The sequence below is a fragment of the Calditrichota bacterium genome (assembly GCA_013112635.1).
Taxonomy (GTDB): Bacteria; Calditrichota; Calditrichia; order Calditrichales; family J004; genus JABFGF01.
In genome coordinates this window covers 167,007-191,926 of record JABFGF010000003.1, presented here as the reverse complement: position 1 = coordinate 191,926, position 24,920 = coordinate 167,007, and the positions used below count along the sequence as shown (strand labels likewise).

The following is a 24,920-nucleotide window of genomic DNA, read 5'->3' as shown; positions in this document are numbered from 1 at the left end:
TCAATAATTAATTTTTTTTCATCGCTGATGCGAGAAGAACCGAGTTAATAACTTCTTCAACTGTACAGCTTCTTGTTAAGCAGTGAAGTGAATTATTCAAACCCTGAACCATTGGACCGATTGATGTGTATCCACCAATTTGTGAAGCTATTTTCTGGGCAATATTTGCCGAATCCAATGAAGGGAAAATAAACACATTCGCAATACCATTCAAGTAACCGTTTGGCGCTTTTTGTTTGGCAATTACCTGATCTACAGCGGCATCAAATTGTAGTTCACCATCACAAACATAGCCTACATTATTTTCATTAAAAAGGCTAACGGCATCCCTGACCAAATCAACCTTTTTATGTTTTGCACTCCCTTTTGTAGAAAATGACAAAAACGCAACTCGTGGTTGCCTGCCTGTAGTTTTAAAAAAAGTCTCTGCTGTTTTAAGTGCTATTTCTGCTAATTGATTTGAGTTTGGGGCAACATTAATGCTACAATCTGAAAAAGCATAAATATTTTTATTATCCTGCGAAACCATTAAATAAAAGGATGATACCCGTTTATAGTTGCCATGTATACCGGACCACTTTAACCCATTTGATATGACTTGTGCAATATTGCCCCTGTTTCCTGCAAAAGCGATATCTGCATTTCCACCTATCAAACGCATAAGTGACTGGGTTATCGGTTCTCTTATGATTGTATCAATTTCCACGCGGTTTAGTGATTTACCCGCTGCTTGCTGAATTAGATGGTTTTTATACGGCCTGGCCTCCATTTCATTATTTGGATTGATTATTTTTAATCCTTTTGTTGAAATGTTTATTTTTGAAGCTGTATCACGAACCTCAAAAGCCCCACCTATCAAAATGGGTTTGGCAAAACCTTGATCCTGTATAAACCTGGCTGCTTGAATAATCCGCTCATCGTTTGCTTCAGAAAAAATGACCGATTGTGGATTTTGTTTACAGGATAATTTTAATTTTTCAAGAAAGGTCATTTAAGCCGGCTAACACATTATGTATTGCATTTTCTATTTTAGACTTGCTAAATCTACCACCTGAAAAATGCTTTTGTACTTCGTTGATTATTTTCTGTTTATCCGCGTAGGAAACTTTCGATTTTGTTTTAATTTCGACAAGCTCAACACCCAGCTTTTGTGCAGAATTTTGAGCCTGCGGTGTAACAATCGTGTCGGCCATATCTACTTCCAAACGCATTTTACCCGAATTATATAATTCTTCAATTGTGTTTTCAGAAATAAGTTTTTTCATATCAGGATTTGCGCCTTACCCTTTGTAAAATTTCCTTACTTAATTGCAAATACTCCTGTGCGCCTCTTGCTGATGGTGTTTTGTGAATAATGGGTTTACGTGCATCGAAGGCTTCAATTAATTTGCTGTTTATTCCAATCGGTGTCTTAAATAATTCTTTTTTAAAACGATCCTCAAGAAGCTTTAAAACATCTTTTGCCACACGCGTGCGTCTGTCATATTGTGTAGCAAAATATCCAAGAATTTTCAGATCTGGATTTAAGCGGCGTTGAACTTTAGCCACAGATTTAAGCGTAAGCTCTAAACCGGTAAGTGCAAGATATTGTGTTAAAACCGGGATCAAAACATAATCAGCAATTGCCAACGCATTTAGCGCCAACGATCCCATATTTGGAGGACTATCGAATATTATAAATTTATGGTTATCTGGTAACGCGTCTTTCGAAAGGAAAAATCCCGTATCTTGCTCCAAAAGCATTTCATCATAAAACTCGCTAAGCGATGGTTCCGAAGGAAGACAATATAGATTTTTAAACTTTGTTTCATAAATATAATTGTTTATTTCTTTCTGGCCGTTAACAATATAATCGCATAAAGTAGATACGTTGTTTTCATCCTTTGAGAGCCCAAGATGGATAGTTGCACTGGCAGCAGGATCAAGATCTACCACCAATGTTGATTTTCCAGACTGCGCAAGACACGCTGCAATGTTTACAACACTGGTTGTTTTGCCTACACCACCCTTATTATTAAGAATCACAATTGATTTCATTTTTGCCCCAAAGCTTGCGTGAAAATTACATGTTACAGCAAATAATAACGCTGCTGGACTTTTTCAATTTTATCCTGATCAATAAGCTGTTTTAATAAAATACGGATTTCGGAAAGTTCTTTATTTAATTCTTTTGCCAATTCGTTCAATTTTGCGCCATTTTCTTTTCCTTTTAAAGATTGCAACACTTGCGAGGATAGATCTGCCGGTTTTGCTTCTTGTTTTTTTACTGATTTTTGTGGGCGCGGTTTTGGAGCTGACTTGGAAATTGGTTTCAGTTTAGCTTCAACAACAGGTGAAGTGGGTTCTTCAGACTCGTCTTTTTCTTCAACCTTGTTTTGGAAAAAATCAGCTTCGTTAAATGGCCGTGCAATAACATGCGATGTAACAAACTGGCCAACTCTTTCAGCCGCGGCGCTACCAGCATCAACAGCAGATTGAACTGCGCCCAGTTCGCCCTCAACAAAAACAGTTACCAGACCAAATCCAATCTCAGTTTTATGAATCAAGCGTACATTTGCGGCTTTGAGCATCGCATCTGCTGCTTCAACTGAGCCAATTAGCCCTTGCGTTTCTACGAAACCATATGATAAAGACATAAAAAAACCAGAATGTTACATGTATGAATTACTATTTACACTGTATAGCAGCAGAGAAAAAATCAAAAAATTAAAGGTGAATTTACAACAATATGGGAACTTGAATCAAGAAGTTTATAAAAACTGAAAAATGCACTTTTTACTATGTTGTTTCTGAATTAATTTATTTTTTATTTAATCCAACTGCTCTTGTAATGTTTATTCCAACACTTTAATTTCAGTTTTATTTGGGAGATAATTACTGACATGAATTTGAAAGCAATAAAATATTTAATATACATCGCTTTGATAGGTTGGATAGTTTACAAATACGGCTATCCATTTTACAAAAACTTTAATGCCCCATCTGAAACAAAAAAGTTATATAACAGCCTGACAAATGATGGGCTAGCCTGGAAAATATATGAACATTCAACAAAGGGTAACAATATTTACCTGCTGGAATTAGGAGAAAGTGAAAATACCACATTAATTTTTGGAGCTTTTCATGGCGACGAGCCGGGTGGATTTCACCTTGTTGTAGAGTTGGCAAGACATTTAAATTCAAACCAGGATTTAATTAACAACCGGGTAATACTTGTCCCTGTTTTAAATCCAGATGGATTACTCGAAAATGAAAGAACAAATGCAAATAAAACCGATATCAATCGCAATTTTCCTACTAACAATTGGTCTCCGGTTTATTCTGATAACCGTTATTATCCCGGTAGAGATGCCGGCTCAGAAATTGAAACTCATGTAGCAATGCGCATTATTGACCAATATGCCCCGAAAAAAATACTTTCAATTCATTCTGCTTTAAATGTTGTAAATTACGACGGCCCGGCAATTGGATTGGCTAATGAGATTGCCCGTTATAACGGTTATGATATTTCTGAAGACATTGGCTATGCCACACCGGGCTCTTTTGGCACCTATGCAGGGAAAGAATTAAATATCCCAACCATCACTTTAGAACTTCCTTTATATGATCCGGCGCAAGCCTGGCTTGATAATAAAGAAGCGTTAATCAGGGCTATTAATTTTTAAGGTTTTCTCAATGTGTCATCCGCGACTGAATTTATCGGGGATCTTAAAAAAGATTTTCCAAAGAGTCAGATTCCTGCTAAAGATATGCGGGAATGAAATTTTGCTATTTTAAAGAGTTATTAATATTTAGATTATTTACAGGGAGAAAAAATGAACACGCTTTGGAATGTACTTTTGTTGAGTATTACTATATTTGCTGTCGCTAAATTTCTACCAAATATCAGAATAAAAAATTTTATTACTGCGATAATTGTAGCCGTTGTTTACAGTATTATTAACTTTTTCATTGGATGGCTTCTTGTTCTTTTAAGTCTACCGGTAATGTTTTTAACTTTAGGTTTATTTACTTTTGTAATTAATGCTTTTTTACTCTGGGTTACAGACCAGCTTATAGAAGATTTTGAAATTAAGAATTTTTCTACTACACTGCTTGCGGCTTTTTTAATTACAGTAATAAGTACATTATTAAAATGGATTTTTTAAATCCTATACTTTTATAAAAATATTTTTCCGATACAAAAAATACATCGCCATGTAGGAAACAAAAATAAAACATAGCGCAAAAGCCAGAGATGCATTAATCGGGCTAAGCCATGGTAGAAAAAAGATATTCATTATCCACCCTTTTAAGCTAATTACGCCATCGGTTGATTGCCACTTAATAAGATAAAGTGTTTTTGCAACCACCCCGGAAAGTACAAAAACAGTAATGGCATTCATTCCATAAACCCGAAATGGTTTTATCCCTTTTGTCCATCCCTTTACATCAATCAAAAAATACGAAATCCCTAAAACAACCATAGCCATCCCGCTCATAAAAACGGCATACGAACTGGTCCATAAACTTTTATTTATCGGTAACCATTGGCTCCAAATCAAACCTATTGCAATGGCTATATTTCCTGCAACTAGCATTATAGCAGTTTTCTCAATACTCTCTTTTTTACTACGGAGTAAATGCCCGGTTAAAACACCAAATAAAGTTGTAGATATAGCAGGAAGAGTGCTGACAATTCCTTCCGGATCCCAGGTTTTTGTTGCTGACCACATGTGACCCTTAAGAAAAAGGCTATCAACATAAGCAGCAAAATTGGCGCCTTTATCATAAAGCCCCGCACCTATTTCCGGAACCGGAATCCATTCCATAATAGCCCAGTAAACAAACAAGAAAATGCCTGTCCAGGTTATTTGAGTTTTTATTGAGCCATGCAAAAATATGACTGTGGCAACAAAATAGCATACCGCAATTCGTTGAAGCACACCGGGAATACGGATTATACTAAAATCAAAAAATGGGAATCCTGATAAAAAGAGTCCCAAACCAAAAAGTAAAAGTGTCCGGCGGATTATTTTTTTGTATAAATCTTTTTTAGGCTCATTGCGCTCTTTTTTACCGGACATAGCCAGTGAAATTGAAACGCCCACAATAAAAAGGAAAAATGGGAAAATAAGATCAGTTGGAGTCCAGCCATGCCATTTAGCGTGCAAAAGCGGTGCGTAAACACTGCCCCAGCTTCCGGGATTATTTACTAAAATCATTGCTGCTATTGTAAACCCACGAAAAAAATCAAGAGAGAGTAGGCGTTGTTTTTGTTCCATTTTAATCCTTGGGATCTGACTATTTTGAATTAAGGAATTTACAAACTACCCACTTATCATTCCAATTTTACGCGCGTAATCAAAAATACCTCCAGCCTCAATTATTGGCAAAACGTCACCAAGTGGATTTAGATTGTATTCAACCCCGCTTGTCCTGTTTTTCAATACATTTTCATTGACATCTACTTCCAAAACATCTCCCGTTTTTATTTCTTTATTTAATTCATAAATACTTTCATAGGGAATCACAAATCCACCGTCTACCGCATTTCGGTAAAATATACGGGCATAGGATTCAGCGATTACAATCTTCACACCTGCCTTTTGAAGTGCAAATGGGGCATGCTCGCGGGAAGATCCACAACCAAAGTTTGGTCCACCAATAATTATAGAAAATTCAGAAAGATGGTTATCTCCATTGATAAAAGGAATCCCTCCACCTGGTAATCCGGCTTTTTCCATCGGCACGCTGGAAAGTGCAAAATGTCCATATTTTTTTGACTCTTCTTCGTCAGTTAAACTATAAACCAAATGTTCAGCCGGGATAATTTGGTCTGTGTCAATATTTTCACCAAGAACGTACGCTTTTCCTTCAATTACATTTTTCATTTTCTTCCTTATTTTCAATTTTTATCTGAATAATTTCCGTCATCCTGAACTCGTTTCAGGATCCAACAATTTTTTGACCAGAGATGCCGAAATTAATTCGGCATGACGCTGCCTTTTATTTGGGTGAGCCGATTGTGTCGATTTAGTTACTTTTATTCTCTCCAAGCTAAAAAAAATCCCGTGGATCGGTAATAATCCCTTTCACCGCTGAGGCTGCGACCGTATATGCCGATGCCAAATAAACCTCTGATTTTTTGCTTCCCATTCGACCGGGAAAATTCCTGTTCGTTGTGGAAATCACAATATCATGATCTATTGAGCGGCCAATTGTATCTGCCGGGCCACCCAGGCAAGCAGCACAGGATGATTGTGTAATTGAACATCCGGCATTCGATAAAATCTCTTTTATAGAAATACCCTTGTAAGTTTCTGTTTCCAACTGAGCAGCCACCTCTGTACTTCCGGGAACAATAAAAGTAGGTACTTTTACTTTTTGATTTATCAAGATTTCTGCTGCCATTTTAAAATCTGTAATTTTGCCACCGGTGCAAGAGCCGATATATGATTTTGTTATTTTAGATCCCGCCACATTGCTAACCGTGTCGCGATTATCCGGACTATGCGGTTTGGCAACGACTGGTTCCATTTCTTCAACATTGTATTTGTAGCTGCTATGATACTTTGCTTCCGCATCACTCATAAAAACTTCAAATGGTTTATCAGTTCTCTCTTTTACATAAGTTTTTGTAATTTCATCAGCAGCAATAATACCGTTCATGCCTCCTGCTTCAATTGCCATATTTGTAAGTGTCATCCGCTCATTCATACTTAGCGAGTATACCGCTTCACCATCAAATTCCATGGCACGATATGTAGCTCCATCAGTTGTAATATCTCCCAAAATATAAAGGATTAGATCTTTTGCGGTAAGATATGCCGGCATTTTCCCATTAAAAGTAAACTTCATTGACTCAGGTACTTTTTCCCAGATTTTTCCGGTTCCCAAAATAAAGGCAGCATCTGTATTACCCACACCTGTTGAAAAAAGCCCAAAAGCTCCGGATGTGCACGTATGCGAATCTGTACCAAAAAGAACTGTGCCCGGCAAGTTAAAACCCTCTTCTGCCAGGGCGATATGGCAAACGCCTTTGTATCGATCTGTCCCAACATCATAATAATTTGGCAAATTGTATTGAGCAGCATATTGTTGCAGCAAGCTTACATTTCTATTGGCGTGTTTATCTCCTGTAAAAATATAATGATCAGGAAAAACAACCAGCTTCTCTTTGTCCCAAATTTTAGCACTTTCGCCAAACTCCCGTTTCCAAATTTGAAACGTCGGAGGACCGCAAACATCGTGTGTCATTAATGTATCTACATTTAACCAGACATTTTCTCCCGGTTTAACAATTTTTTTTCCGGCTGATTTTGCCAGTATTTTTTCAGTGATTGTCATTGCCATTGCTTATCATTCTCCTAGTGTCATGCCGCCAGTTTATAATTTTCAATTAAGCCGTTTTTATAAATGATTCTTCAAATTCCTTACCGCCATTATTTTTATCATATTCCGCTTTTTTATTGATTGCCATCAGAAAAGCTTTGGCACTTGCTTCCACCACATCGGTTGAAACACCACGCCCGTTAAACGATTTTTCCCCAGAGCGAATCCTAAGCAGGGCTTCACCCAATGCCTCGCGTCCGGATGTAACCGATCGTACTTGATAGGATTCAATCGTAAACTGCTTGTTCAATGCCCTTTCTATCGCATTAAATACCGCGGCAACAGGGCCGTCTCCTGTAGCAGATTCCTGAACAACTTCACCATCTACATTTAGTTTTATTGCCGCAGTTGGGATAGCATGACTTCCCAAGTGAACTTGAAAAAACTCCAGGTTAAAATGCTCATTTTTCTTAAAAATCTCATCGCCCATCAAAATACGCAGATCATCATCAAAAATTTCTTTTTTCTTGTCGGAAAGCTCTGTAAATAATTTATAAATGCGATCCAATTCTTCCTCATCCAAAGTGTATCCTAAAACTTCTAATCGTGATTTTAATCCATGGCGCCCCGAATGCCTGCCTAAAACAATTTTAGTTTTTGTAACACCCACTTCTTCCGGTGTCATAATCTCGTAGGTTTCCCTGTTTTTTAACATCCCATCCTGATGAATTCCAGCTTCATGGGCAAAAGCATTTGCTCCTACAATTGCCTTATTAGGTTGAACAATCATCCCGGTAAAACCGGAAACCATGCGGCTGGTATTAAACAAATCTTTTGTATGCAAATTAGTGTGATTGTTAAACAGATCGCTGCGTACTTTCAAGGCCATTACAATTTCTTCTAAAGAGGCATTACCTGCCCGCTCACCTATTCCATTAATCGTACATTCAATTTGCCGGGCGCCGGCATTTAACGCAGAAATAGAATTCGCTACCGCCAATCCAAGATCATTATGGCAATGAACGCTTATAATAGCCTGCTCAATATTTTTTACACGTTTTTTCAACTCGCTGATAATGGTGGCATATTCCTGTGGTAAAGTGTAGCCCGTTGTATCCGGGATATTTACGGTTGTGGCGCCTGCATCAATGGCTGTTTCAATAACATCGGCCAAATAACCAATCTCTGTCCGGCCTGCATCTTCTGCCGAAAACTCAACATCATCACAAAAAGTTTTGGCATATTTTACGGCATCGTAGGACATCTTTAAAACCGTTTCCCTTTTTTCCTTCATGGATCGGCCATATTGTGAACCACCAAATTTGCCAAGAATGTGATAATCTGAAGTGCTGGAAAAAGTATGGATACGTGGTTTTTTTGCCTGTTCAATGGCTTCCCATGCTTTTTTAATATCCACCTCTTTGGCCCGGGAAAGTGCTGCAATCGTTACACCAATTTCAGCAGAAATGCGTTTCACAGCATCAAATTGGGCAGGTGATGAAATAGGAAAACCAGCTTCAATTACATCTACATTTAGTTTTTCTAGCTGTCTCGCAATTTCCAATTTTTCCATAATATTTAAAGCTGCTCCGGGTGATTGTTCCCCATCGCGTAAAGTTGTATCAAAAATAATTATTTGCTCTGACATAGCTTTTTCCTTCTTTTTATTCTACCTCAAATATGTCATTCTGATCGAAACACCGTGTAGAGAAGAATCCTAATATTTTCAAATTAGATGGGATTCTTCGCTCCACTCTGTTGCACTCAGAATAACAACAATATTAAGAACCCATCACTTGGTTAGTAATCCCTTCACATTGTTCTATAACCTGTTCTGTCATTTCTGAAGTTGAAACAATTTTGGAATTTTCCTTTGCAATATCTTCAGTTGCATAACCTTCTTGCAATGTCGCTTCAACCGCCTGTTCAATAACCTGTGCAGCTTGTTTGTTTTTAAAAGAGTATTCAAACATCATTGCTATAGATAAAATCGCTGCCATAGGATTGGCTTTATTTTGCCCGGCTATGTCCGGCGCGCTGCCATGAACCGGCTCAAACAAAGCATGATTCTTTCCAATGCTGGCAGAAGGGAGCATACCAAGGCTTCCTGTAATCATCCCGGCGATATCGCTCAAAATATCCCCAAATAAATTTGAAGTAAGGATGACATCAAACTGTTTTGGATCGCGAACGATTTGCATGGCTGCGTTATCCACATACATATTTTCCAATTCAATTTGCGGATAATTCTTTGCGACTTCGTGCACAGTGTTACGCCAAAATTGAGAGACTTCCAAAACGTTGGCCTTATCCACGGAGATAACTTTTTTGCCACGCAAGTCTGCTGCTTCAAATGCCACATGGGCAATCCGTTCAATTTCTTCCTTTGAATAAATCATTGTATTCCAGGCTTTGTCATTTTCCTGCTTACGCGGTTCACCAAAATATATACCACCCGTCAATTCGCGCATTACGACAAAATCGGTACCACGGAGAATATCTTCCTTTAAAGATGACGCACTAAGAAAAGAACTGAACACTTTTGCAGGACGGATATTAGCATAAAGTCCCATAGATTTGCGCAACTTTAAAAGTGCCGCTTCCGGCTTTAGATGATGCTCCAGATCTTCCCATTTTGGTCCACCAACGGCACCGAGAAAAACTGCGTCTGAATCCAGGCAGGTGTTTAATGCTTCATTGGTAATTGGAATGCCATGTTCATCATAGGAAGAACCACCCATTAGTTGCTCTGTAAGGGTAAGGGAAATGGAATTTTTTTCTGCCATAAATTGTAATATTTGAACAGCAGCATTTGTTACTTCCGGTCCTATTCCATCGCCGGGTAATAAAGTTATTTTGAAGTTCATAAATCCTCATAAAAGTTAATGATGAACTTCCCGGATAAACGCATTCTTTTCAGGACAATCCCGAAAATCTATTATTGTATTGTTATTTTATTTGGTATGATTTTGGGATTGTTTTCTTATTAGCCTAAGAGTAAGAGATTTAGGCTGAGCAGAATAATCCCGTTAAGAAGAAGAATATCTAAAGGAAGGTTTAATTTATTTATGCGCGCAATACGATTATCATGAAAGCAAATGTTCTTTGCTTCAATATTCATTCTATTTTTAATCGCTTGTGCCATTTTGATTTCGTAAAAATTGGTTTTTTATTTCGACAATTGTAAACAAGCCAAAACTTAATTGCAATTTTTTAATTGTCGTTCCATTTTCAATATAACTTAATACAATGCTTTTTTATGAATTATTTTTATACAATCCTGCTGCTTTTTCAGCCGATGTGACAATTCCTTTTATCATTGCCGAGCTAAAACCATCATGCTCCATTTGGTTAAGTCCGGAAATTGTAACGCCACGTGGTGTAGTTACTTTGTCAATTTCATATTCCGGATGACGTTCATTTTCCAACAAAAGAGATGCAGCGCCTTTAGCCGTTTGGGCTGCAATCAACAAAGCTTTGTCGGCATGAAATCCAATCTCCACGCCACCTTGAGATGCTGCCCGGATTGCACGCATAAAAAAGGCTAATCCGCAAGCTGCCAGTGCCGTTGCCGAACCCATAAGTTCTTCATCAATCAACATGGCTTTCCCGACTGTATTGAAAATCTCTTTGGCTTTTTCAACCGCAACAGATTTTGAGTTGCTGCTGGCAAGACAGGTCATCGATTGACGAATGGCGATTGCTGTGTTTGGCATTGCCCGGACAATATCAACCTCATTGCCCAGTTTTTTTGACATTTGCTGGATTGAAACACCAGTCACTACAGAAATAACAATATGTTTTCCAGGAATTAATTTTGGTGCAATTTCCATCAAAACCGAATCTATTTGCTGTGGCTCAACTGCTATTAAAATTATCTCCGATTTTTCAATTGCCTCTAAATTATCCTTTATAGTTAAAAAACCTTTCTCTTGAAGTTTTGACAAAAGGTCGACTTTACGGCGGGTCAAAATAATATCTGAGGGTTTATATAAGCCTGATTGAGTAAGCCCCAGTGCTATGGCAACCCCAATGTTTCCTGCTCCTAATATGGTTAATTTTTTATCGGACTCACTCATCATCTTACTCCTGTTTTAAAATATTATTTGAGCAGCTCAACTATTGCCGCTTTACTCTTATCAAATTCAAAACTGTTTAAAACTCTACTCATTGCAGATTCGATTTCGTCATTGCAAAGATTCCCGATACTTCCCTCATGAGAATATTTTGGTGCAGCCGGTTTTTCAAACTTATCTTTTTCAACCTTTTCAGCGATTTGCTTATAGGCGTCTCGAAATGGCACGCCTTGCATTACAAGCTCATTTACTGCTTCAACTGTAAATAGGTTAATATATTTTGGATCGTCTAAAATATTTTCTTTTACCTTAATTTCTTTTAAAGCAAAGTTTAGGATTTTCACACAATCTCTAATCTCAAAGAGTGCAGGAAGGAAATCTTCTTTTATCAACTGTAAATCACGGTGATACCCTGAAGTTAAATTTGTTGTTGTCATCATTATCTGATTTGGCAATGCCTTTAGCCTGTTGCACCGCCCGCGTAATATTTCAAAAAGATCTGGGTTTTTTTTATGCGGCATTATGCTGGAACCGGTGACAATTGAATTAGGAAATGAAATAAAATTAAAATTTTGCGACATAAATAGCGTGATATCCATTGCCATTTTTGCAAGAGTTTCCGCAACAGAAGAAATTGCCTGGCTAACCACGCGTTCACTTCTTCCGCGGCCCATTTGGGCATAAACCGAATTATAATTCAGATCATCAAAACCAAGAAGTTCTGCCGTCATTTTACGATTCAATGGAAAATTTGAGCCATACCCCGCCGCTGATCCCAGAGGATTTTTATTGGTGATTTTAAAAGCTGACTGAATTTGCAAAATGTCATCCACAAAGCTTTCAGCGTAGGCCGCAAACCATAATCCAAAAGAGGAAGGCATAGCAATTTGCATGTGAGTATATCCCGGCATTAAAACATTTTTATTGATCTCACTTAATTGGATTAGCTGTTTAAATAACTGGTTTATCTCTTCTACCAATAATTGAAGTTGTTCACGTATAAATAGGCGCATATCCAAAAGTACCTGGTCATTTCGTGAACGGCCACTATGAATTTTTTTTCCGACTTCACCAAGCTTTTCTGTCAGTAATAGTTCTACCTGTGAATGAACATCTTCAACACCATCTTTAATTTGAAAATGACCTTGTTCAATTTGTTTAAAAATATCGACCAGCCCTTTTTTCAAATCAACCAACTCAGCTTTGCTAAGTAGATCAATTGATTGCAGCATCGTAATATGCGCAATGGACCCTAATACATCGTGTTTGGCCAAATGGATATCCAGGTTGCGATCTTCGCCAACTGTAAAGCGCTCAACCCACTCATTTACATCTGTGCCTTTATCCCATAATTTTTTTGATTGTTTTTTCATTTTATTTTCCTAAAAACAAATTCAGCCAGCCGAAAAGACTAATCCGCCAACTGGCGGGCATGACGATAGGTTTATGCTTTTTTTTACAAAATCTTTTCCAAAAGATGAATGTACTTTTCAACCCCATCCTCAATTTCCGATAAATATACAAACTCATCTGCTGTATGTGAACGCTCTGATAAACCTGCGCCCATTTTAACTGAAGGTTTGTTTATTTGCGCCTGATCAGACATGGTTGGTGAAGCAAATCTTGGGACGTTTAGTTTTTTTGCTGTCTCTACCAAAATATGATTTTCCGGAACAGATGTTGGATTCAAATTATCTGAAGCGCGCACAATATCTGAAGAAATATTCTTTTTAATGATTTCTAAAATTTCACTATTTGTGTAAGCATCCGTCGACCGAATATCAACCAGAAATGTGCATTTATCCGGGATGACATTATGCTGAATACCACCGTTTATTCCTGTTACAGACATGCGTACCGGCCCCAAAACTTTGGACTCTTTGGGAAAAGAATAATTGGTAAACCAGTTAATATCTTCAATGGCTTTTGTGATGGCGTTGATCCCATTTCCACGTGCAGCATGTCCGGAGACTCCATTTGCTTGGCAATTCAAAACAATCAAACCTTTTTCGGCAATGGCCATTTCCATCCCTGTTGGTTCGCCAACGATGGCAAAATCAAAAGGCTCTAAGTCTGGCAATACAGCACGGATACTGTTTTCCCCTGTCGTTTCTTCCTCAGCAGTAGCTGAAAAAATCAGGTTATATTTTAGATTTTTTTGGTTATAAAAATAGAAAAAAGCGGCCAGTAAAGAAACAAGCGAAGCACCGGCATCACAGCTTCCCAGGCCAATAAGTTTTCCGTTTTCCACAGTGGCTTTAAATGGATCGTACGTCCAGCCGCTGTTTGGTTTTACAGTATCATGATGGGAATTTAACAAGATGGTTTTCTTCGCTGAATCATAATTCCGGTTATATGCCCATACGTTATTTAGTTTTCTTTTTGATTCAATACCTTCTTTTTTCAGAAAATCTGCAATATGCGAAGCTGTTTTATTTTCTTCTCCGCTTAATGAAGGAATTTCAATAAGCTGTTTTAATAATTCTATGACTTTATTGGTCAATGCTACATGTTCTGTTTTCATAAACTAATCCTGGTACCCGGTTTTTCTTCCTTTTTAAATTCCTGCAACTCATCATATTTTATAATAAACACATTTTGGACTCCCCGATTTAAAGCATCCAATGCGTTGTCAATTTTTGGGATCATTCCATCTGCAATGATTTTTTCGCTTTTCAGGTTTAAATAAGTTTCCTTGGATATATGCGAAATTATAGAGTTGTCATCATTTAGATTTTTTAGCACACCTTTTTTTTCAAAGCAATAAACAAGATTAATTTCAAAAACCTGGGAAAGGCCAATACCTAACTCCGCAGTTATTGTATCGGCATTTGTGTTTAGGATTTGGCCATGAGCATCATGAGTTAACGCACAGAATACAGGCACGATTCCAATCGCCAAAAGCTGGTTTATGTTGTTTGCATTAACTTTTGTGACATCTCCAACATAGCCATAATCAATTTTTTTGATTGGTCTTTTTATTGCCAAAATAGAGTTGCCATCCGCGCCATTCATACCAAAAGCATTGCACTTTAATGACTGTAGCTTTGCTACAATATTTGTATTTATCAAACCGGCATAAACCATCTGTGTAATTTTTAAACTTTCGGCATCCGTAATACGGCGGCCTTCAACCATTTTAGGTATAACACCCATTTGAAGTGAAATTTGAGATGCTTTTTTCCCACCACCATGGACTAAGAGCTTTAGACCTTTTATAGAAGAAAATTGCTTCAGAACTAACTGAAGTTTTTGCTGATCATCAACAATATGTCCACCGATTTTTACAATTGTTAGCTTTTTCATAATCACTGTCTCTCACCTGTCATTCCTGCATGTTTTCAGCAGGAATCTGAATTTTTTCTTTTATTCAGATTCCCGATAAAGACATTCGGGAATGACATTAACATTTTCCCATCTATAAAAAATCAACTTAAAACGCTACTGGTTTTAACCTTAGCCCAGAGGTCTCATCCAATCCAAACATCAGGTTCATATTTTGTACCGCCTGCCCGGAAGCTCCCTTCACAAGATTGTCGATCACCGAAACAATATTTAAAACGTCATCATGTTTCTGTAAAAACAGAATGGCTTTGTTTGTGTTTAGCACTTGTTTTATATCCGGATTCACATCAGTGATAAAAACGAATGGGTGTTTTTCATAAAACTGTGAATACATTTCAAAAGCTTCTTCATTTGTCAGATTAGTTTTTGTGTAAACCGAGGCTAAAATCCCACGCGTAAAGTTTCCGCGAAAGGGTAAAAAATAAATTTGTTGATCCATTTTTCCACGTTGTAGCTGCTCTATAGTTTTATTTATTTCAGCAAGATGCTGGTGTTCGAACGCCTTGTATAATGAAATATTTGAACTGCGCCAGCTAAAATGTGTAGTGATTGACGGTTTCTGTCCAGCACCGGTTGAGCCCGTAATACCGCTAACATGAATATCATTTTGTAAATGATTATTTGCAGCCATCGGTAAAAGTGCTAATTGAATGGCTGTTGCAAAACAACCGGGATTAGCAATATTTTGAGCTGATTTTATATTCTCATAGTTTGCTTCCGGCAGCCCATAAACAAACTTTCTATCGGCCATGTTTCCAAGGCGGAAGTCCTGGCTAAGGTCAATCACCTTTATATTTTTTGCAATGTTGGTTTCTTTCATAAAAATTTTTGATTCGCCATGCCCGAGACACAAAAACATGATATCTATTGATTCATCAATTTTGTCGTAGAATTTCAAATTCGTTTCACCAAGTAAATCTGTATGAATTTCTGTTATCTTTTTTCCTTTTTGGCTACGGCTTTGAACAAACTTTATTTCACAATGCGGATGGTTCAACAAAATCCGAATCAACTCTCCGCCAGTGTATCCTGCGCCGCCAATAATTCCTGCTTTAATCATTTTTTTCATCACTATTAATTGTTTTATAAATTCGTGTTTGGTTAGAGATTATTTTTGAAAAGCCCTTAACATCATTCGCTGTCCACCCCAGGTTCATTTCTCCATATGCTCCAAACTCAGGTGACATTAAATCATGCTTACTTTCAATTCCTTTTAATTTAAAATTATTTGGAGACAGCTTTACAAATACAGTTCCGGAAACCATTGATTGTGTGTTTTCCAAAAAAGACTCTATATCACGCATAACCGGATCAAGAAAATGTCCCTCGTGGAGCATCATGCCATACCAGTCTGCCAATTGTTTTTTCCAGTGGATTTGCCATTTAGTCAATACATGTTTTTCAAGAAGATGATGTGCTTTAATTATCAACATCGGTGCTGCTGCTTCAAAACCAACCCGGCCTTTAATACCAATAATTGTATCCCCAACATGAACATCTCTCCCAATTCCAAATGGAGCTACCAGACTATTCAAAGCTTCAATTGCTTCAATCTTGTTTGTAAAAGTTTTTCCATTAAAACCGGCAAACTCGCCTTTTTCAAAATATAAATCGATTTGCTGTTTTTCTGTTTTGCTAACCTGCGTTGGATAGGCACTATCAGGAAGCTCCTGATCTGAGGTCAATGTTTCTACTCCACCAACTGACGTTCCCCACAATCCCTGGTTTATAGAATATTTTGTTTTTTGCCAATCCATTTCCACGCCATGGTTTTTAAGAAAATCTATCTCCTGTTCACGTGAAAGTTGCAGATCCCTGATAGGTGTTAAGATAGTAATATCAGGGGCTATTGTATTAAAACTCATATCAAAACGAACCTGATCATTGCCGGCGCCAGTGCTGCCATGGGCAATATAATCCGCTCCCATTTCTTTTGCATATTGCGCTATGGCCATCGCCTGGAAAACACGCTCCGCACTTACTGAAAGGGGATAAGTATCATTCTTTAAAACATTTCCATAGATAAGGAAACGAATACATTCATTGTAATACTTTTCGATAACGTCAATATTCTCATGCTCTTTTACTCCAAGCATTTTTGCATGCTCGTTTATTTTATTTAATTCATCTGTTGAGAAACCACCTGTATTGACAAGAACAGAATAAACTTTCAGGTTTTTTTCCTTTGACAGATATTTTACACAGTAAGAGGTGTCCAGTCCGCCACTAAATGCTAATACTACTTTTTTCATCTGATTTCTCTTCTTTTAAATTTTCTTCATTTTGGCCATTTTGTTTTTCTTCAGGATCATACAACATTGCTGTACAGAGGCAATGTAAACGATTGGTTCGGGTTAAAATATCATAATTCACGCAACTCTTACATCCATTCCAAAACTCTTCATCATCCGTTAATTGATGAAAAGTTACAGGTCGATAGCCAAGGTGGTAATTTATTTTCATAACAGCGGGACTGGTTGTAATTCCAAACAATTTTGAATCCGGGAATTTTTTTAAGGAAAGATCAAAAGCTGCCTTTTTAATTTTATTTCCTAAGCCAAGACCACGGAAATCCGGGTTTACAATTAATCCTGAATTTGCTACATAATGCTTTTCTTCTCCCCAGGATTCGATATAACAAAACCCTGCCAGCGAATCATTTTCTGCAACCGCAATAACAGCCTTGCCATCCATAATTTTTTGCTCAATATAAGATGGCTCCCTTTTTGCAATCCCTGTTCCTCGTATTTTGGCTGAATCCTCAATTAGTGAACAAATATCCTGGCTATAATTAAGATGTTTTTCAGTTGCGACAGTTATATGTATTTTAAGGTTGTTTTTCATGGTTCAATCCCATCGAATTGTTAATTGTGTGTACGTTTCCTTGGATAAACAAAGAAACAAAAGAATATTTAGATATTATTTTGGTGGAGCAAAAAGGTATGAGACCCTACGGTCGTCGTCGTAGAATAGAAAGAGGCTGACGATCTACAGAGGATGCAGAAGTCAGTAAAGTGGAGAAATTTTTGAATAAATGTTTCATAATTATTTGTGTTTGCATTTCTGCGAATATCATCTAATTAAATTGAAGATGCAAATTTATTTTTAAATGTGGAATGCTAAAACAGAAAAACTTTTAAAAGTGCTCCTTTATTTATCCGTTCATTTTCAGCAATGATGATATAGCCATCCGCATGTGCTATTGTCGACGGCATATGAGATCCTTGTTTGCTTAATATTTCGATTTCCGGGATTTCGCTTGTTTTGCTAATTAGCCTGACACGCATTAATTGTGTTCGGTCCCCTTTGTTTTCAATGTCATACTTTGCCTTTGATTGGATCACAGGCCAATCAAATTTCATACCCTGAATATTTTGAAGCAATGGCCTGACATAATGTTTAAAGCACATAAAAGCCGATACCGGATTACCAGGAAGTGCGATTAATAATGTTTGATTTTTTTTGGCAACAAACATTGGTTTGCCGGGTTTTTGGCGCACTTTCCAAAACAATTCCTCAAAACCAGATTCAAGTGCAACATCACGAACATGATCATGGTCACCCATAGAAACCCCACCAGAGCTAATAATAATATTTGAAGTTGACGCTGCTTCCTCAATCGCTTTTCTTGTCCTAGTTGGATCATCTTCAACATGGTTTGATTGAATGACCTCAGCACCTGCTTCCAAAGCTGCTGATCTTAACATGGGTGTATTTGAATCTCGTAATTGATGATCTTCTACTTTTTGGTCAAACGAAACAAGCTCACTTCCTGTGGTGATTATGGAAACCTTGGGTCGTTTAAAAACTTTAATCTGCGAAAATCCAATGGATGCTAATAAAGCAATTTGTGCAGACCCAACTTTAGTTCCCTCATTAAGGAGCTCCTGGCCTACCTTAAACTCTTCACCCGCAAATCGCAAATGCTGATATTTCTTTTTGACTTTGTTAATTATTAACAGATCATTTTCAACTTTGCACAGCTCTATTGGAACCACAGTATCAAACCCGTCAGGAACGATGGCACCTGTGCTGATTTTAATAGAGGATCCAACCAAAGGTTTTCCACCAAAAGGATGCCCCGCACTGCTTTCACCAATTATTTTTAACTTAACAGGATTATTTTCTGTGGCTTGTTCAACGTCTTGCCAGCGCATTACAAAACCATCCATAGCACTATTTGTATATGGCGGAGACGAAATAGGCGAAATAATTTTTTCGGCCAAAACCCGGTTAAGTGAATCACTTAATTTTACTGATTCAATTTCTTTTTCCGGATAATTTTTTTTTAATACCTCAATTGCCTGCTGGACTGATATCAATTTTTTCCTCATTATTTTTGAAATGTCATACTTCGACATGAGCTCATTCGAGCGCTCAGTATGACGTTGCCGAGCTTTTACTTTTTTACCCATTTTTTATTACCATCATGTCCACCGCCCCACAACATTGGAAAGGCATGTAACAATCCTGGAAAAAGGGCTTGCAAACTTTCTTCTGCACCTTTAGAGCTGCCAGGTAAATTTATAATAACCGAAGTACCCCGAATACCGGCTGCTTCTCTTGCAAGCATAGCATAAGGGGTGCGTTCTTTGCCATGTTTCCGAATAGCCTCAACAATACCCGGTGCTTCTTTTTCAATCACTTCCAAAGTTGCTTCAGGTGTAAAATCTTTTGGGCCAAAACCAGTTCCACCGGTCGTAAAAATTAAATCACATTTTTCGTCATCGGATAGCTCAATTAGTCGGTTTTTGATCTTTTGAATATCATCCGGCAATATTTCATAGAACTCTGTTTCTAATGATTTTTCTTTTAAATATGATTGAATAATTTTGCCTGATTTGTCTTCACGGTTTCCTTCATAAGTTGAATCAGACAAGACCAAAACGGCAATTTTCAAGGGTGAAGCAAATTCATCTTTAAAGCTGCTTTTACCTCCTTTTTTCTTTACCAGTTTTACATCTGAAAAAGAGATATCATCGCTGAGCGGCTTTAACATATCATAAGCATTTAACAAAGCTGCGGATACAGCAGTCATTGCCTCCATTTCAACACCTGTTTTCCAGACAGCTTTTACTTCGGCAGAAACTACGATATGGTCATTATGAAAATCAAAATCAATTCCTACCCAGTCGAGCGGTAAAGTGTGGCAAAAAGTTATCCAGGAGGCAGCATTTTTTGCGGCGTTAATTCCGGCGGCCCGTGCGACCTGATAAACATCACCTTTTGGCACGGATTTATCAGCAATACGTTTTATTATTTCAGGAGAGGCTTTCAATATTCCCTGCGCTTTGGCATATCTTAAGGTGTTGAATTTGGGACTTACATCAATCATTTTTTTACCTTTAATAATTTAATGAACTTGTCATCTTTAATTTATTTCGCTATCAGGAGACAGCTCCTACTTGTCAACCCAATTGATACTTGAGTCTTCCAATATTTCCTTTTTCCAAACCGGGACCTGATTTTTTATATCTTCAACAATTTTCTGCATAGCAGCCTGGCACTCTTTGCGGTGAACAGATGAAACAAAAACAAAAAGGGAAATTTCCCCTGTTTTAACCAGACCAATGCTATGATAAATATGTAAACAAGTGAGCTCCCATTTGGCAAATGCATCTTCCCTGATTTTAGCAATTTCTTTGTTGGCCATTTCTTCATAAGCTGAATATTCAATTGCTTTTACTTTTTTGCTATCAAGTTTGTCTTCCCGCACCTGGCCTAAAAAAATCGAATGTGCACCAATGTTTGTTTTTTTGCCATGACCAGCAATTTGCCCGGCAATAAAATCTGGCTCAATTGCGCCTTTTATAAAATATGTTTTATCAGACATTTTCATTTTCCATTTTATTTATTTCACTATTCCAGGCAGTTAAGCCACCTTTTAAATTGAAAACATTCTTATAACCTGCTTCCAAAAGAATATTAACGGCTGACACGCTTTTGATACCATAATCACAAAAAAGAACAACAGGAATGTCCGGTTTAATTGAATTGAAGTTCGATTTAATAAGAGAAAGTGGAATATTTACAGCGCCATTTATTTGTGATGCATTTCCATTTTCCCTGATATCAATGATTTGTAGATTTTCTTTTTCAGCAATTTTCAATTTTAACAACGATGGATCTATTTCTTTTACTTCCCGGTTTTGCAAATGGCAGAAATCAATATAATCAAAACTTTTAAGATTGTTTTTCAAACTTTTGGCAAGCTTAACCATTTTGTTATTCCGGGAAACTCCTATAGAATATGAAGTGCCCGCAGCTGAATCCAAAATTAATAATTTGCCCGAAAGTACCTCGCCATACCCAACAATCATTTTTATAACTTCGTTTGCCTGCATTGTCCCAATAATTCCCGGCAAAATACCCATAACTCCATTCTGCTCACAGTTTGGCGCGTTCTCAGGTTTTGGAGGAGTTGGAAAAAGGCATCGATAACTTGGACCACAAATGTCATTTTTATTTGTAAAATTCATTACACTTATCTGACCTTGAAAGCGATCGATCGAACCAAGAACAAATGGTTTATCCAGAATAACACAGGCATCATTTATTAAATAGCGTGTTGGGAAATTATCTGTGGCATCAACAATAATGTCATATTTTGAAAGAATTTCAAGCGCATTTTTAGGACTAAGTCTTTCAATATATCCAATCAAATCAATATTAGGGTTTAAGTCTTTTAGCCTATCAATAGCCGCATTAACTTTTGGTCTTCCAATCTGAGAAAAACCAAAAAGAACCTGTCTGTGCAGATTGCTTTTGTCTACAATATCCGCATCTACAATTCCGATTGTCCCAACACCTGCAGCTGTCAGATAAGTAAGTACCGGACAACCCAGGCCGCCGGCACCGACAACCAAAACCTTTGCTTGTTTAAGTTTTTGCTGACCATTTACCCCTATTTCCGATAGGATTAATTGGCGATTGTAAAATGAGAGTTCTTCTTTTGTCAACATTTGTTACCCACCTGCAAACGGAGGCATTAAGGCTATAACATCACCATCATTCAAGTCAGGATTGTCATCAACTATTTCCTGGTTCAGAGCAATGCGATAGGTGAAATTTTCCAATTCCGGATAAATCTTAGTTAGATTCTCTTTAACACTTTTCACATCTTTTTGATTTTCCAAAAACATTTCACCTTGCCCTACCATTGCCCCAATCGAGCCAAAAAAAAGTATTTTTGTTTTCATATTTTTATCTTTTATAAACTGGTTTCTGGTTTAGTTTTTTGCTGTTGAAAATAATTATATCCTCTTTCTATAAGCAACCCAATAACCAAGGCGATTGAAATATTGCGTGTAGTGAAAGAAATCAGTCCAACTAAAAGTGCAACAATAATTTCAATATTAATCTGTAATTTTTTAATTAGAAGGATCATTCGCCAACTATCAAAAAGCAACATGGCAGCCAGCAATGGAACCGGAATCAAAAACAGTAAAGATGACAACGGAGAAATGAGTGCCAGGATCACCAAAATTGAACCAATGATAATAGTTGTCCCACCGGTTTTCGCCCCAAATTGCCTATGTGCTGCTATTCCACCGGCTCCATGACACATGGGAAAACCACCCAACATTCCTATAATAGAATCACTAATTCCAATTGACAATCCAAGGCGGGAAGGAGTGATTTTAGATGATCTTTCTGGCCAAAATGTATGACATGTATCCGAAGCAGCAAACATTGCATTGCCCAAAGTTAAAGGAAGCTGGGGAATTATTAACAGGATCAGCGAATCGGGCAAAATACTCCATAGTGGTAATTTAAAATCAATTAAACCGGATTTGGCTTCCGGTATTTCAATATTGGAAAAGATACTAACAAGAATAATGCTTCCGGCTATAAGAATCAGGGAAACAGAAATTTTTTTTCTAAATTGCATTATTCCAATTAGTAACAAAATCCCGGCTAGCAAAGCAAAATTGATGAGCAATGACGGGCCATTCCCATTTAATAAAAACCCTTTCTCATATACAAGCTGAACGGCCTTTTGGATTAAAATTAAACCAATCCCTAATTGAATGCCTTTAACCAAAGCTGGCGAAAACCATTTTTGTAACCATCGGATAGCTCCTGTTGCAGATAGGATAATGAGCAATATCCCAAAGAAGAATGATGTGCCGGCAAGCATTTCAGCGGAAAGCCCCAAACCGATAGCAATAACCGACATGGCTTTTAATGGCTGTACTGAGAGAGGCACCTTAAAATACCAACCGCTAAGGATGTAAACGGCGCCCCACAAAAGAAATAACCTCGATACTCCAAAACCATTAAAAACAACCAGTGCAAAAGCAAGAGGCAATAATGTCCCCAAATCACCAAATGCACCCGACCATTCTGAAAGGCCAAACCTATTTTTGATTTTTTCCACCGCTATCCGCCAATCTGTGCCATGGATAAATTATACAATTGGTTGGCCCGGTTTTGAGATTCAAATCCATCTGCTGCGCGATTTTTTATGGCAGTTTTAATCGCCGCAATAATTCCATCATCTGAAGTACCTGTTCTCATCAAAGTCCTAAGGTCAACTGAACTATAATCATACAAGCATGTTTTTAATTGGCCATCGGGTGTTACTCTTAATCGGCTGCAAGTATCGCAAAATGTCCTGGAATATCCGGCAATAACCCCGATTTTCCCTTGAAATGCGGGATGATTAAAAATCCGGGCGGTAGAGTTTTGTAAATCCTGCTCTAATAATTCAGGGAGAGTTTGTGTTATATTTTCAACAATCTGGTCTGCATTTAAAACCTCCTGAGAAGCAGGGCCTCCACTAAACGGCATTTGTTCAATAAATCGAACTTCAATTGGCCATTGTTCCGCAAGCCTGCAAAAATCCAAAAGTTCGTCATCATTAATTCCGGCAAGAACAACCATATTTAATTTAACAATAAGATTCGATTTAACGGCTCTTTGTATATTTGCCCAAACTTTATCAAAATCATCACGCCGCGAAATTTTATTGAAGCGGTCTTTTTTCAGTGAATCGATACTAATATTCAAACTGCCAATTTTTAATTGGGACAGATCTTCCAGAATATCTTCAATCAAAACAGCATTTGTTGTAATATTTATAGATTTTAACCCATCTAGCGCATTAATTCTTTTTAGAAAATCAAGCGCCCCTTTTCGCACAAAAGGTTCTCCACCGGTTATCCTGATTTTATTAACACCCAAGCTGGTAAATATGTGGACCAGCCGTTCCATTTCTTCATATTGAAGAATGTGTTCATGGCTTTTAAGTGGAATTCCTTCGGCGGGCATACAATATTGGCAACGCAAATTACAACGATCTGTAATGGCCAGACGCAGATAATCCATTTTTCTACCAAATGGATCGATGAGATGGGTGTGATTTTGCTTAGTATCTGAAAATACAGATGACTGCATTTTGTATACTCCTTTCCAAACACGGGAGGCGCTGCTGTTTCCGGCAACACCCTAAACGGCCTGAAACCATATACTTTACAGCACATAGGTTTTTTGGCTCGGAGTTTATATTTTTAACTTAAAACGAACTGACTTGTTTTTTTAATATTTGACTCGATGAAACTCAAATCTTCTTTATAATTAATATTTTTAAACCACATTTCCTGATAATTGGGCATAAAAGAAGCTAGGTCAATTTCCTTGGCTCTAAACTTTTGTAGCAATTTATATAACTTATATTCACCCTTTTTAATTGCCATTTCAAATTCTGTCAAAACTGATACCGGCCAAATACTTACCAGTGGTTCCAAGCCCTTGTGCGATAATGCGACAACCGGTCTTTCTTCAGTTAAAGACGGATATAAAAAGCGATATACATCGGGAGATAGTAAAGGCATATCAACAGGTAAAACGGCTACATATTTTTGGGATGCTTTATGCAAGGCCGTATAAATTCCACAAAGTGGGCCACAGCCAGAAATTATATCTTTATAAACAGGAATGTTTCCAACGGGAATCGAAGATTCCAGATTACCAATAATAATTGTATCTTTGGAAATTGTAACCGCTATATCCAATGCATGATCGATCAGACGTTTTTCATCAAATGTTGCAAGCAATTTCGATGATCCAAAGCGCCGGCTTTTCCCTCCGGCAATTAATGCAGATGTGACATTTTTAAGCATATTTTAAAATTTATGAATAACAGTTTCTACTTTTTATAGATGTTGAAATAAGATCAACGTG

26 protein-coding genes and 1 riboswitch are annotated in these 24,920 nt (G+C 37.5%); of the genes, 2 read left to right on the top strand and 24 right to left on the bottom strand.

The features are described 5' to 3' along the window. Positions 1–7: 7 nt before the first annotated feature. From HND50_10060 to HND50_10045, 4 genes are read right to left on the bottom strand one after another with little or no spacing between them, the layout of a single operon-like run. Positions 8–991: a phosphate acetyltransferase gene (locus tag HND50_10060; protein NOG45567.1), complete on the bottom strand. Its 984-nt coding sequence runs from the start codon at positions 989–991 to the stop codon at positions 8–10. Further along, a complete protein-coding gene (locus HND50_10055; GenBank protein ID NOG45566.1) occupies positions 978–1,265 on the bottom strand; it encodes a hypothetical protein in 288 nt (95 codons plus the stop codon). Before HND50_10055 ends, HND50_10060 begins: the two co-directional genes overlap by 14 nt. A gap of 1 nt (position 1,266) precedes the next feature. Then, complete coding sequence (locus HND50_10050; GenBank protein NOG45565.1) at positions 1,267–2,037, bottom strand: ParA family protein; 771 nt, start codon at positions 2,035–2,037, stop codon at positions 1,267–1,269. Between the two features lie 32 nt (positions 2,038–2,069). After that, positions 2,070–2,636 carry a BMC domain-containing protein gene (locus tag HND50_10045; protein NOG45564.1) on the bottom strand — a complete coding sequence of 189 codons (567 nt, stop codon included), beginning with the start codon at positions 2,634–2,636 and terminating at the stop codon, positions 2,070–2,072. Positions 2,637–2,882: 246 nt separating this feature from the next. Between HND50_10045 and HND50_10040 the strand changes: the two genes are divergently transcribed. Continuing rightward, positions 2,883–3,665: a DUF2817 domain-containing protein gene (locus tag HND50_10040; GenBank protein ID NOG45563.1), complete on the top strand. Its 783-nt coding sequence runs from the start codon at positions 2,883–2,885 to the stop codon at positions 3,663–3,665. A gap of 150 nt (positions 3,666–3,815) precedes the next feature. Then, a complete protein-coding gene (locus HND50_10035) occupies positions 3,816–4,148 on the top strand; it encodes a phage holin family protein (protein NOG45562.1) in 333 nt (110 codons plus the stop codon). 3 nt (positions 4,149–4,151) lie between these two features. Here the strand turns inward: HND50_10035 and HND50_10030 are convergent, their stop codons facing one another. The 20 genes from HND50_10030 to HND50_09935 form a co-directional block, all read right to left on the bottom strand. Continuing rightward, on the bottom strand, positions 4,152–5,264 hold the full coding sequence (locus HND50_10030) for a DUF5009 domain-containing protein (protein NOG45561.1): 1,113 nt from the start codon (positions 5,262–5,264) through the stop codon (positions 4,152–4,154). A 45-nt stretch (positions 5,265–5,309) separates the two neighbouring features. After that, positions 5,310–5,873 carry a 3-isopropylmalate dehydratase gene (locus HND50_10025; GenBank protein ID NOG45560.1) on the bottom strand — a complete coding sequence of 188 codons (564 nt, stop codon included), beginning with the start codon at positions 5,871–5,873 and terminating at the stop codon, positions 5,310–5,312. A gap of 166 nt (positions 5,874–6,039) precedes the next feature. Next, complete coding sequence (locus HND50_10020) at positions 6,040–7,335, bottom strand: 3-isopropylmalate dehydratase large subunit (protein NOG45559.1); 1,296 nt, start codon at positions 7,333–7,335, stop codon at positions 6,040–6,042. A gap of 46 nt (positions 7,336–7,381) precedes the next feature. Then, positions 7,382–8,962 carry a 2-isopropylmalate synthase gene (locus HND50_10015; protein ID NOG45558.1) on the bottom strand — a complete coding sequence of 527 codons (1,581 nt, stop codon included), beginning with the start codon at positions 8,960–8,962 and terminating at the stop codon, positions 7,382–7,384. Between the two features lie 133 nt (positions 8,963–9,095). Beyond that, entirely contained in the window at positions 9,096–10,181 is a 1,086-nt protein-coding gene (gene leuB / locus HND50_10010; GenBank protein ID NOG45557.1) for a 3-isopropylmalate dehydrogenase, read from the bottom strand. Positions 10,182–10,571: 390 nt separating this feature from the next. Then, the gene (proC, locus tag HND50_10005) at positions 10,572–11,393 is read right to left on the bottom strand and encodes a pyrroline-5-carboxylate reductase (protein ID NOG45556.1); all 822 of its coding nucleotides are present in this window, start codon (positions 11,391–11,393) and stop codon (positions 10,572–10,574) included. 23 nt (positions 11,394–11,416) lie between these two features. Next, positions 11,417–12,763 (bottom strand): argininosuccinate lyase, encoded by a 1,347-nt coding sequence (gene argH / locus HND50_10000; protein NOG45555.1) that lies wholly within the window; start codon positions 12,761–12,763, stop codon positions 11,417–11,419. Positions 12,764–12,846: 83 nt separating this feature from the next. Continuing rightward, positions 12,847–13,914 (bottom strand): M20 family metallo-hydrolase, encoded by a 1,068-nt coding sequence (locus tag HND50_09995; protein ID NOG45554.1) that lies wholly within the window; start codon positions 13,912–13,914, stop codon positions 12,847–12,849. Then, positions 13,911–14,696 carry an acetylglutamate kinase gene (gene argB / locus HND50_09990; GenBank protein NOG45553.1) on the bottom strand — a complete coding sequence of 262 codons (786 nt, stop codon included), beginning with the start codon at positions 14,694–14,696 and terminating at the stop codon, positions 13,911–13,913. Before argB ends, HND50_09995 begins: the two co-directional genes overlap by 4 nt. Positions 14,697–14,823: 127 nt before the next feature. Beyond that, a complete protein-coding gene (locus tag HND50_09985) occupies positions 14,824–15,795 on the bottom strand; it encodes an N-acetyl-gamma-glutamyl-phosphate reductase (protein ID NOG45552.1) in 972 nt (323 codons plus the stop codon). Then, positions 15,788–16,987 carry an argininosuccinate synthase gene (locus HND50_09980; GenBank protein ID NOG45551.1) on the bottom strand — a complete coding sequence of 400 codons (1,200 nt, stop codon included), beginning with the start codon at positions 16,985–16,987 and terminating at the stop codon, positions 15,788–15,790. The genes HND50_09985 and HND50_09980 overlap by 8 nt, the downstream gene beginning before the upstream one ends. Next, positions 16,962–17,579 (bottom strand): GNAT family N-acetyltransferase, encoded by a 618-nt coding sequence (locus HND50_09975; protein ID NOG45550.1) that lies wholly within the window; start codon positions 17,577–17,579, stop codon positions 16,962–16,964. The genes HND50_09980 and HND50_09975 overlap by 26 nt, the downstream gene beginning before the upstream one ends. A 275-nt stretch (positions 17,580–17,854) precedes the next feature. Beyond that, positions 17,855–19,150, bottom strand: coding sequence for a molybdopterin molybdotransferase MoeA (locus HND50_09970; protein NOG45549.1), 1,296 nt, complete (start codon positions 19,148–19,150; stop codon positions 17,855–17,857). Further along, positions 19,135–20,070: a bifunctional molybdenum cofactor biosynthesis protein MoaC/MoaB gene (locus tag HND50_09965; GenBank protein ID NOG45548.1), complete on the bottom strand. Its 936-nt coding sequence runs from the start codon at positions 20,068–20,070 to the stop codon at positions 19,135–19,137. The genes HND50_09970 and HND50_09965 overlap by 16 nt, the downstream gene beginning before the upstream one ends. 66 nt (positions 20,071–20,136) lie before the next feature. After that, positions 20,137–20,574, bottom strand: coding sequence for a molybdenum cofactor biosynthesis protein MoaE (locus HND50_09960; GenBank protein ID NOG45547.1), 438 nt, complete (start codon positions 20,572–20,574; stop codon positions 20,137–20,139). Next, entirely contained in the window at positions 20,561–21,697 is a 1,137-nt protein-coding gene (gene moeB / locus HND50_09955) for a molybdopterin-synthase adenylyltransferase MoeB (GenBank protein NOG45546.1), read from the bottom strand. The genes HND50_09960 and moeB overlap by 14 nt, the downstream gene beginning before the upstream one ends. Before the next feature lie 3 nt (positions 21,698–21,700). Continuing rightward, positions 21,701–21,934 (bottom strand): MoaD/ThiS family protein, encoded by a 234-nt coding sequence (locus HND50_09950; GenBank protein NOG45545.1) that lies wholly within the window; start codon positions 21,932–21,934, stop codon positions 21,701–21,703. 11 nt (positions 21,935–21,945) lie between these two features. After that, positions 21,946–23,115, bottom strand: coding sequence for a hypothetical protein (locus tag HND50_09945; protein ID NOG45544.1), 1,170 nt, complete (start codon positions 23,113–23,115; stop codon positions 21,946–21,948). Between the two features lie 2 nt (positions 23,116–23,117). Beyond that, positions 23,118–24,134 (bottom strand): GTP 3',8-cyclase MoaA, encoded by a 1,017-nt coding sequence (gene moaA / locus HND50_09940; GenBank protein ID NOG45543.1) that lies wholly within the window; start codon positions 24,132–24,134, stop codon positions 23,118–23,120. After that, positions 24,127–24,250, bottom strand: a riboswitch (molybdenum cofactor riboswitch). (Overlaps the previous gene by 8 nt.) Then, entirely contained in the window at positions 24,248–24,859 is a 612-nt protein-coding gene (locus HND50_09935) for a molybdenum cofactor guanylyltransferase (GenBank protein NOG45542.1), read from the bottom strand. Its footprint overlaps the riboswitch before it by 3 nt. Positions 24,860–24,920 lie beyond the last annotated feature (61 nt).

Coding starts and splice junctions, on each gene's coding strand:
- HND50_10060 (NOG45567.1), bottom strand. CDS start 991: ATGACCTTTCTTGAAAAATTAAAATTATCCTGTAAACAAAATCCACAA.
- HND50_10055 (NOG45566.1), bottom strand. CDS start 1,265: ATGAAAAAACTTATTTCTGAAAACACAATTGAAGAATTATATAATTCG.
- HND50_10050 (NOG45565.1), bottom strand. CDS start 2,037: ATGAAATCAATTGTGATTCTTAATAATAAGGGTGGTGTAGGCAAAACA.
- HND50_10045 (NOG45564.1), bottom strand. CDS start 2,636: ATGTCTTTATCATATGGTTTCGTAGAAACGCAAGGGCTAATTGGCTCA.
- HND50_10040 (NOG45563.1), top strand. CDS start 2,883: ATGAATTTGAAAGCAATAAAATATTTAATATACATCGCTTTGATAGGT.
- HND50_10035 (NOG45562.1), top strand. CDS start 3,816: ATGAACACGCTTTGGAATGTACTTTTGTTGAGTATTACTATATTTGCT.
- HND50_10030 (NOG45561.1), bottom strand. CDS start 5,264: ATGGAACAAAAACAACGCCTACTCTCTCTTGATTTTTTTCGTGGGTTT.
- HND50_10025 (NOG45560.1), bottom strand. CDS start 5,873: ATGAAAAATGTAATTGAAGGAAAAGCGTACGTTCTTGGTGAAAATATT.
- HND50_10020 (NOG45559.1), bottom strand. CDS start 7,335: ATGGCAATGACAATCACTGAAAAAATACTGGCAAAATCAGCCGGAAAA.
- HND50_10015 (NOG45558.1), bottom strand. CDS start 8,962: ATGTCAGAGCAAATAATTATTTTTGATACAACTTTACGCGATGGGGAA.
- leuB (NOG45557.1), bottom strand. CDS start 10,181: ATGAACTTCAAAATAACTTTATTACCCGGCGATGGAATAGGACCGGAA.
- proC (NOG45556.1), bottom strand. CDS start 11,393: ATGAGTGAGTCCGATAAAAAATTAACCATATTAGGAGCAGGAAACATT.
- argH (NOG45555.1), bottom strand. CDS start 12,763: ATGAAAAAACAATCAAAAAAATTATGGGATAAAGGCACAGATGTAAAT.
- HND50_09995 (NOG45554.1), bottom strand. CDS start 13,914: ATGAAAACAGAACATGTAGCATTGACCAATAAAGTCATAGAATTATTA.
- argB (NOG45553.1), bottom strand. CDS start 14,696: ATGAAAAAGCTAACAATTGTAAAAATCGGTGGACATATTGTTGATGAT.
- HND50_09985 (NOG45552.1), bottom strand. CDS start 15,795: ATGATTAAAGCAGGAATTATTGGCGGCGCAGGATACACTGGCGGAGAG.
- HND50_09980 (NOG45551.1), bottom strand. CDS start 16,987: ATGAAAAAAGTAGTATTAGCATTTAGTGGCGGACTGGACACCTCTTAC.
- HND50_09975 (NOG45550.1), bottom strand. CDS start 17,579: ATGAAAAACAACCTTAAAATACATATAACTGTCGCAACTGAAAAACAT.
- HND50_09970 (NOG45549.1), bottom strand. CDS start 19,150: ATGGGTAAAAAAGTAAAAGCTCGGCAACGTCATACTGAGCGCTCGAAT.
- HND50_09965 (NOG45548.1), bottom strand. CDS start 20,070: ATGATTGATGTAAGTCCCAAATTCAACACCTTAAGATATGCCAAAGCG.
- HND50_09960 (NOG45547.1), bottom strand. CDS start 20,574: ATGAAAATGTCTGATAAAACATATTTTATAAAAGGCGCAATTGAGCCA.
- moeB (NOG45546.1), bottom strand. CDS start 21,697: ATGTTGACAAAAGAAGAACTCTCATTTTACAATCGCCAATTAATCCTA.
- HND50_09950 (NOG45545.1), bottom strand. CDS start 21,934: ATGAAAACAAAAATACTTTTTTTTGGCTCGATTGGGGCAATGGTAGGG.
- moaA (NOG45543.1), bottom strand. CDS start 24,134: ATGCAGTCATCTGTATTTTCAGATACTAAGCAAAATCACACCCATCTC.
- HND50_09935 (NOG45542.1), bottom strand. CDS start 24,859: ATGCTTAAAAATGTCACATCTGCATTAATTGCCGGAGGGAAAAGCCGG.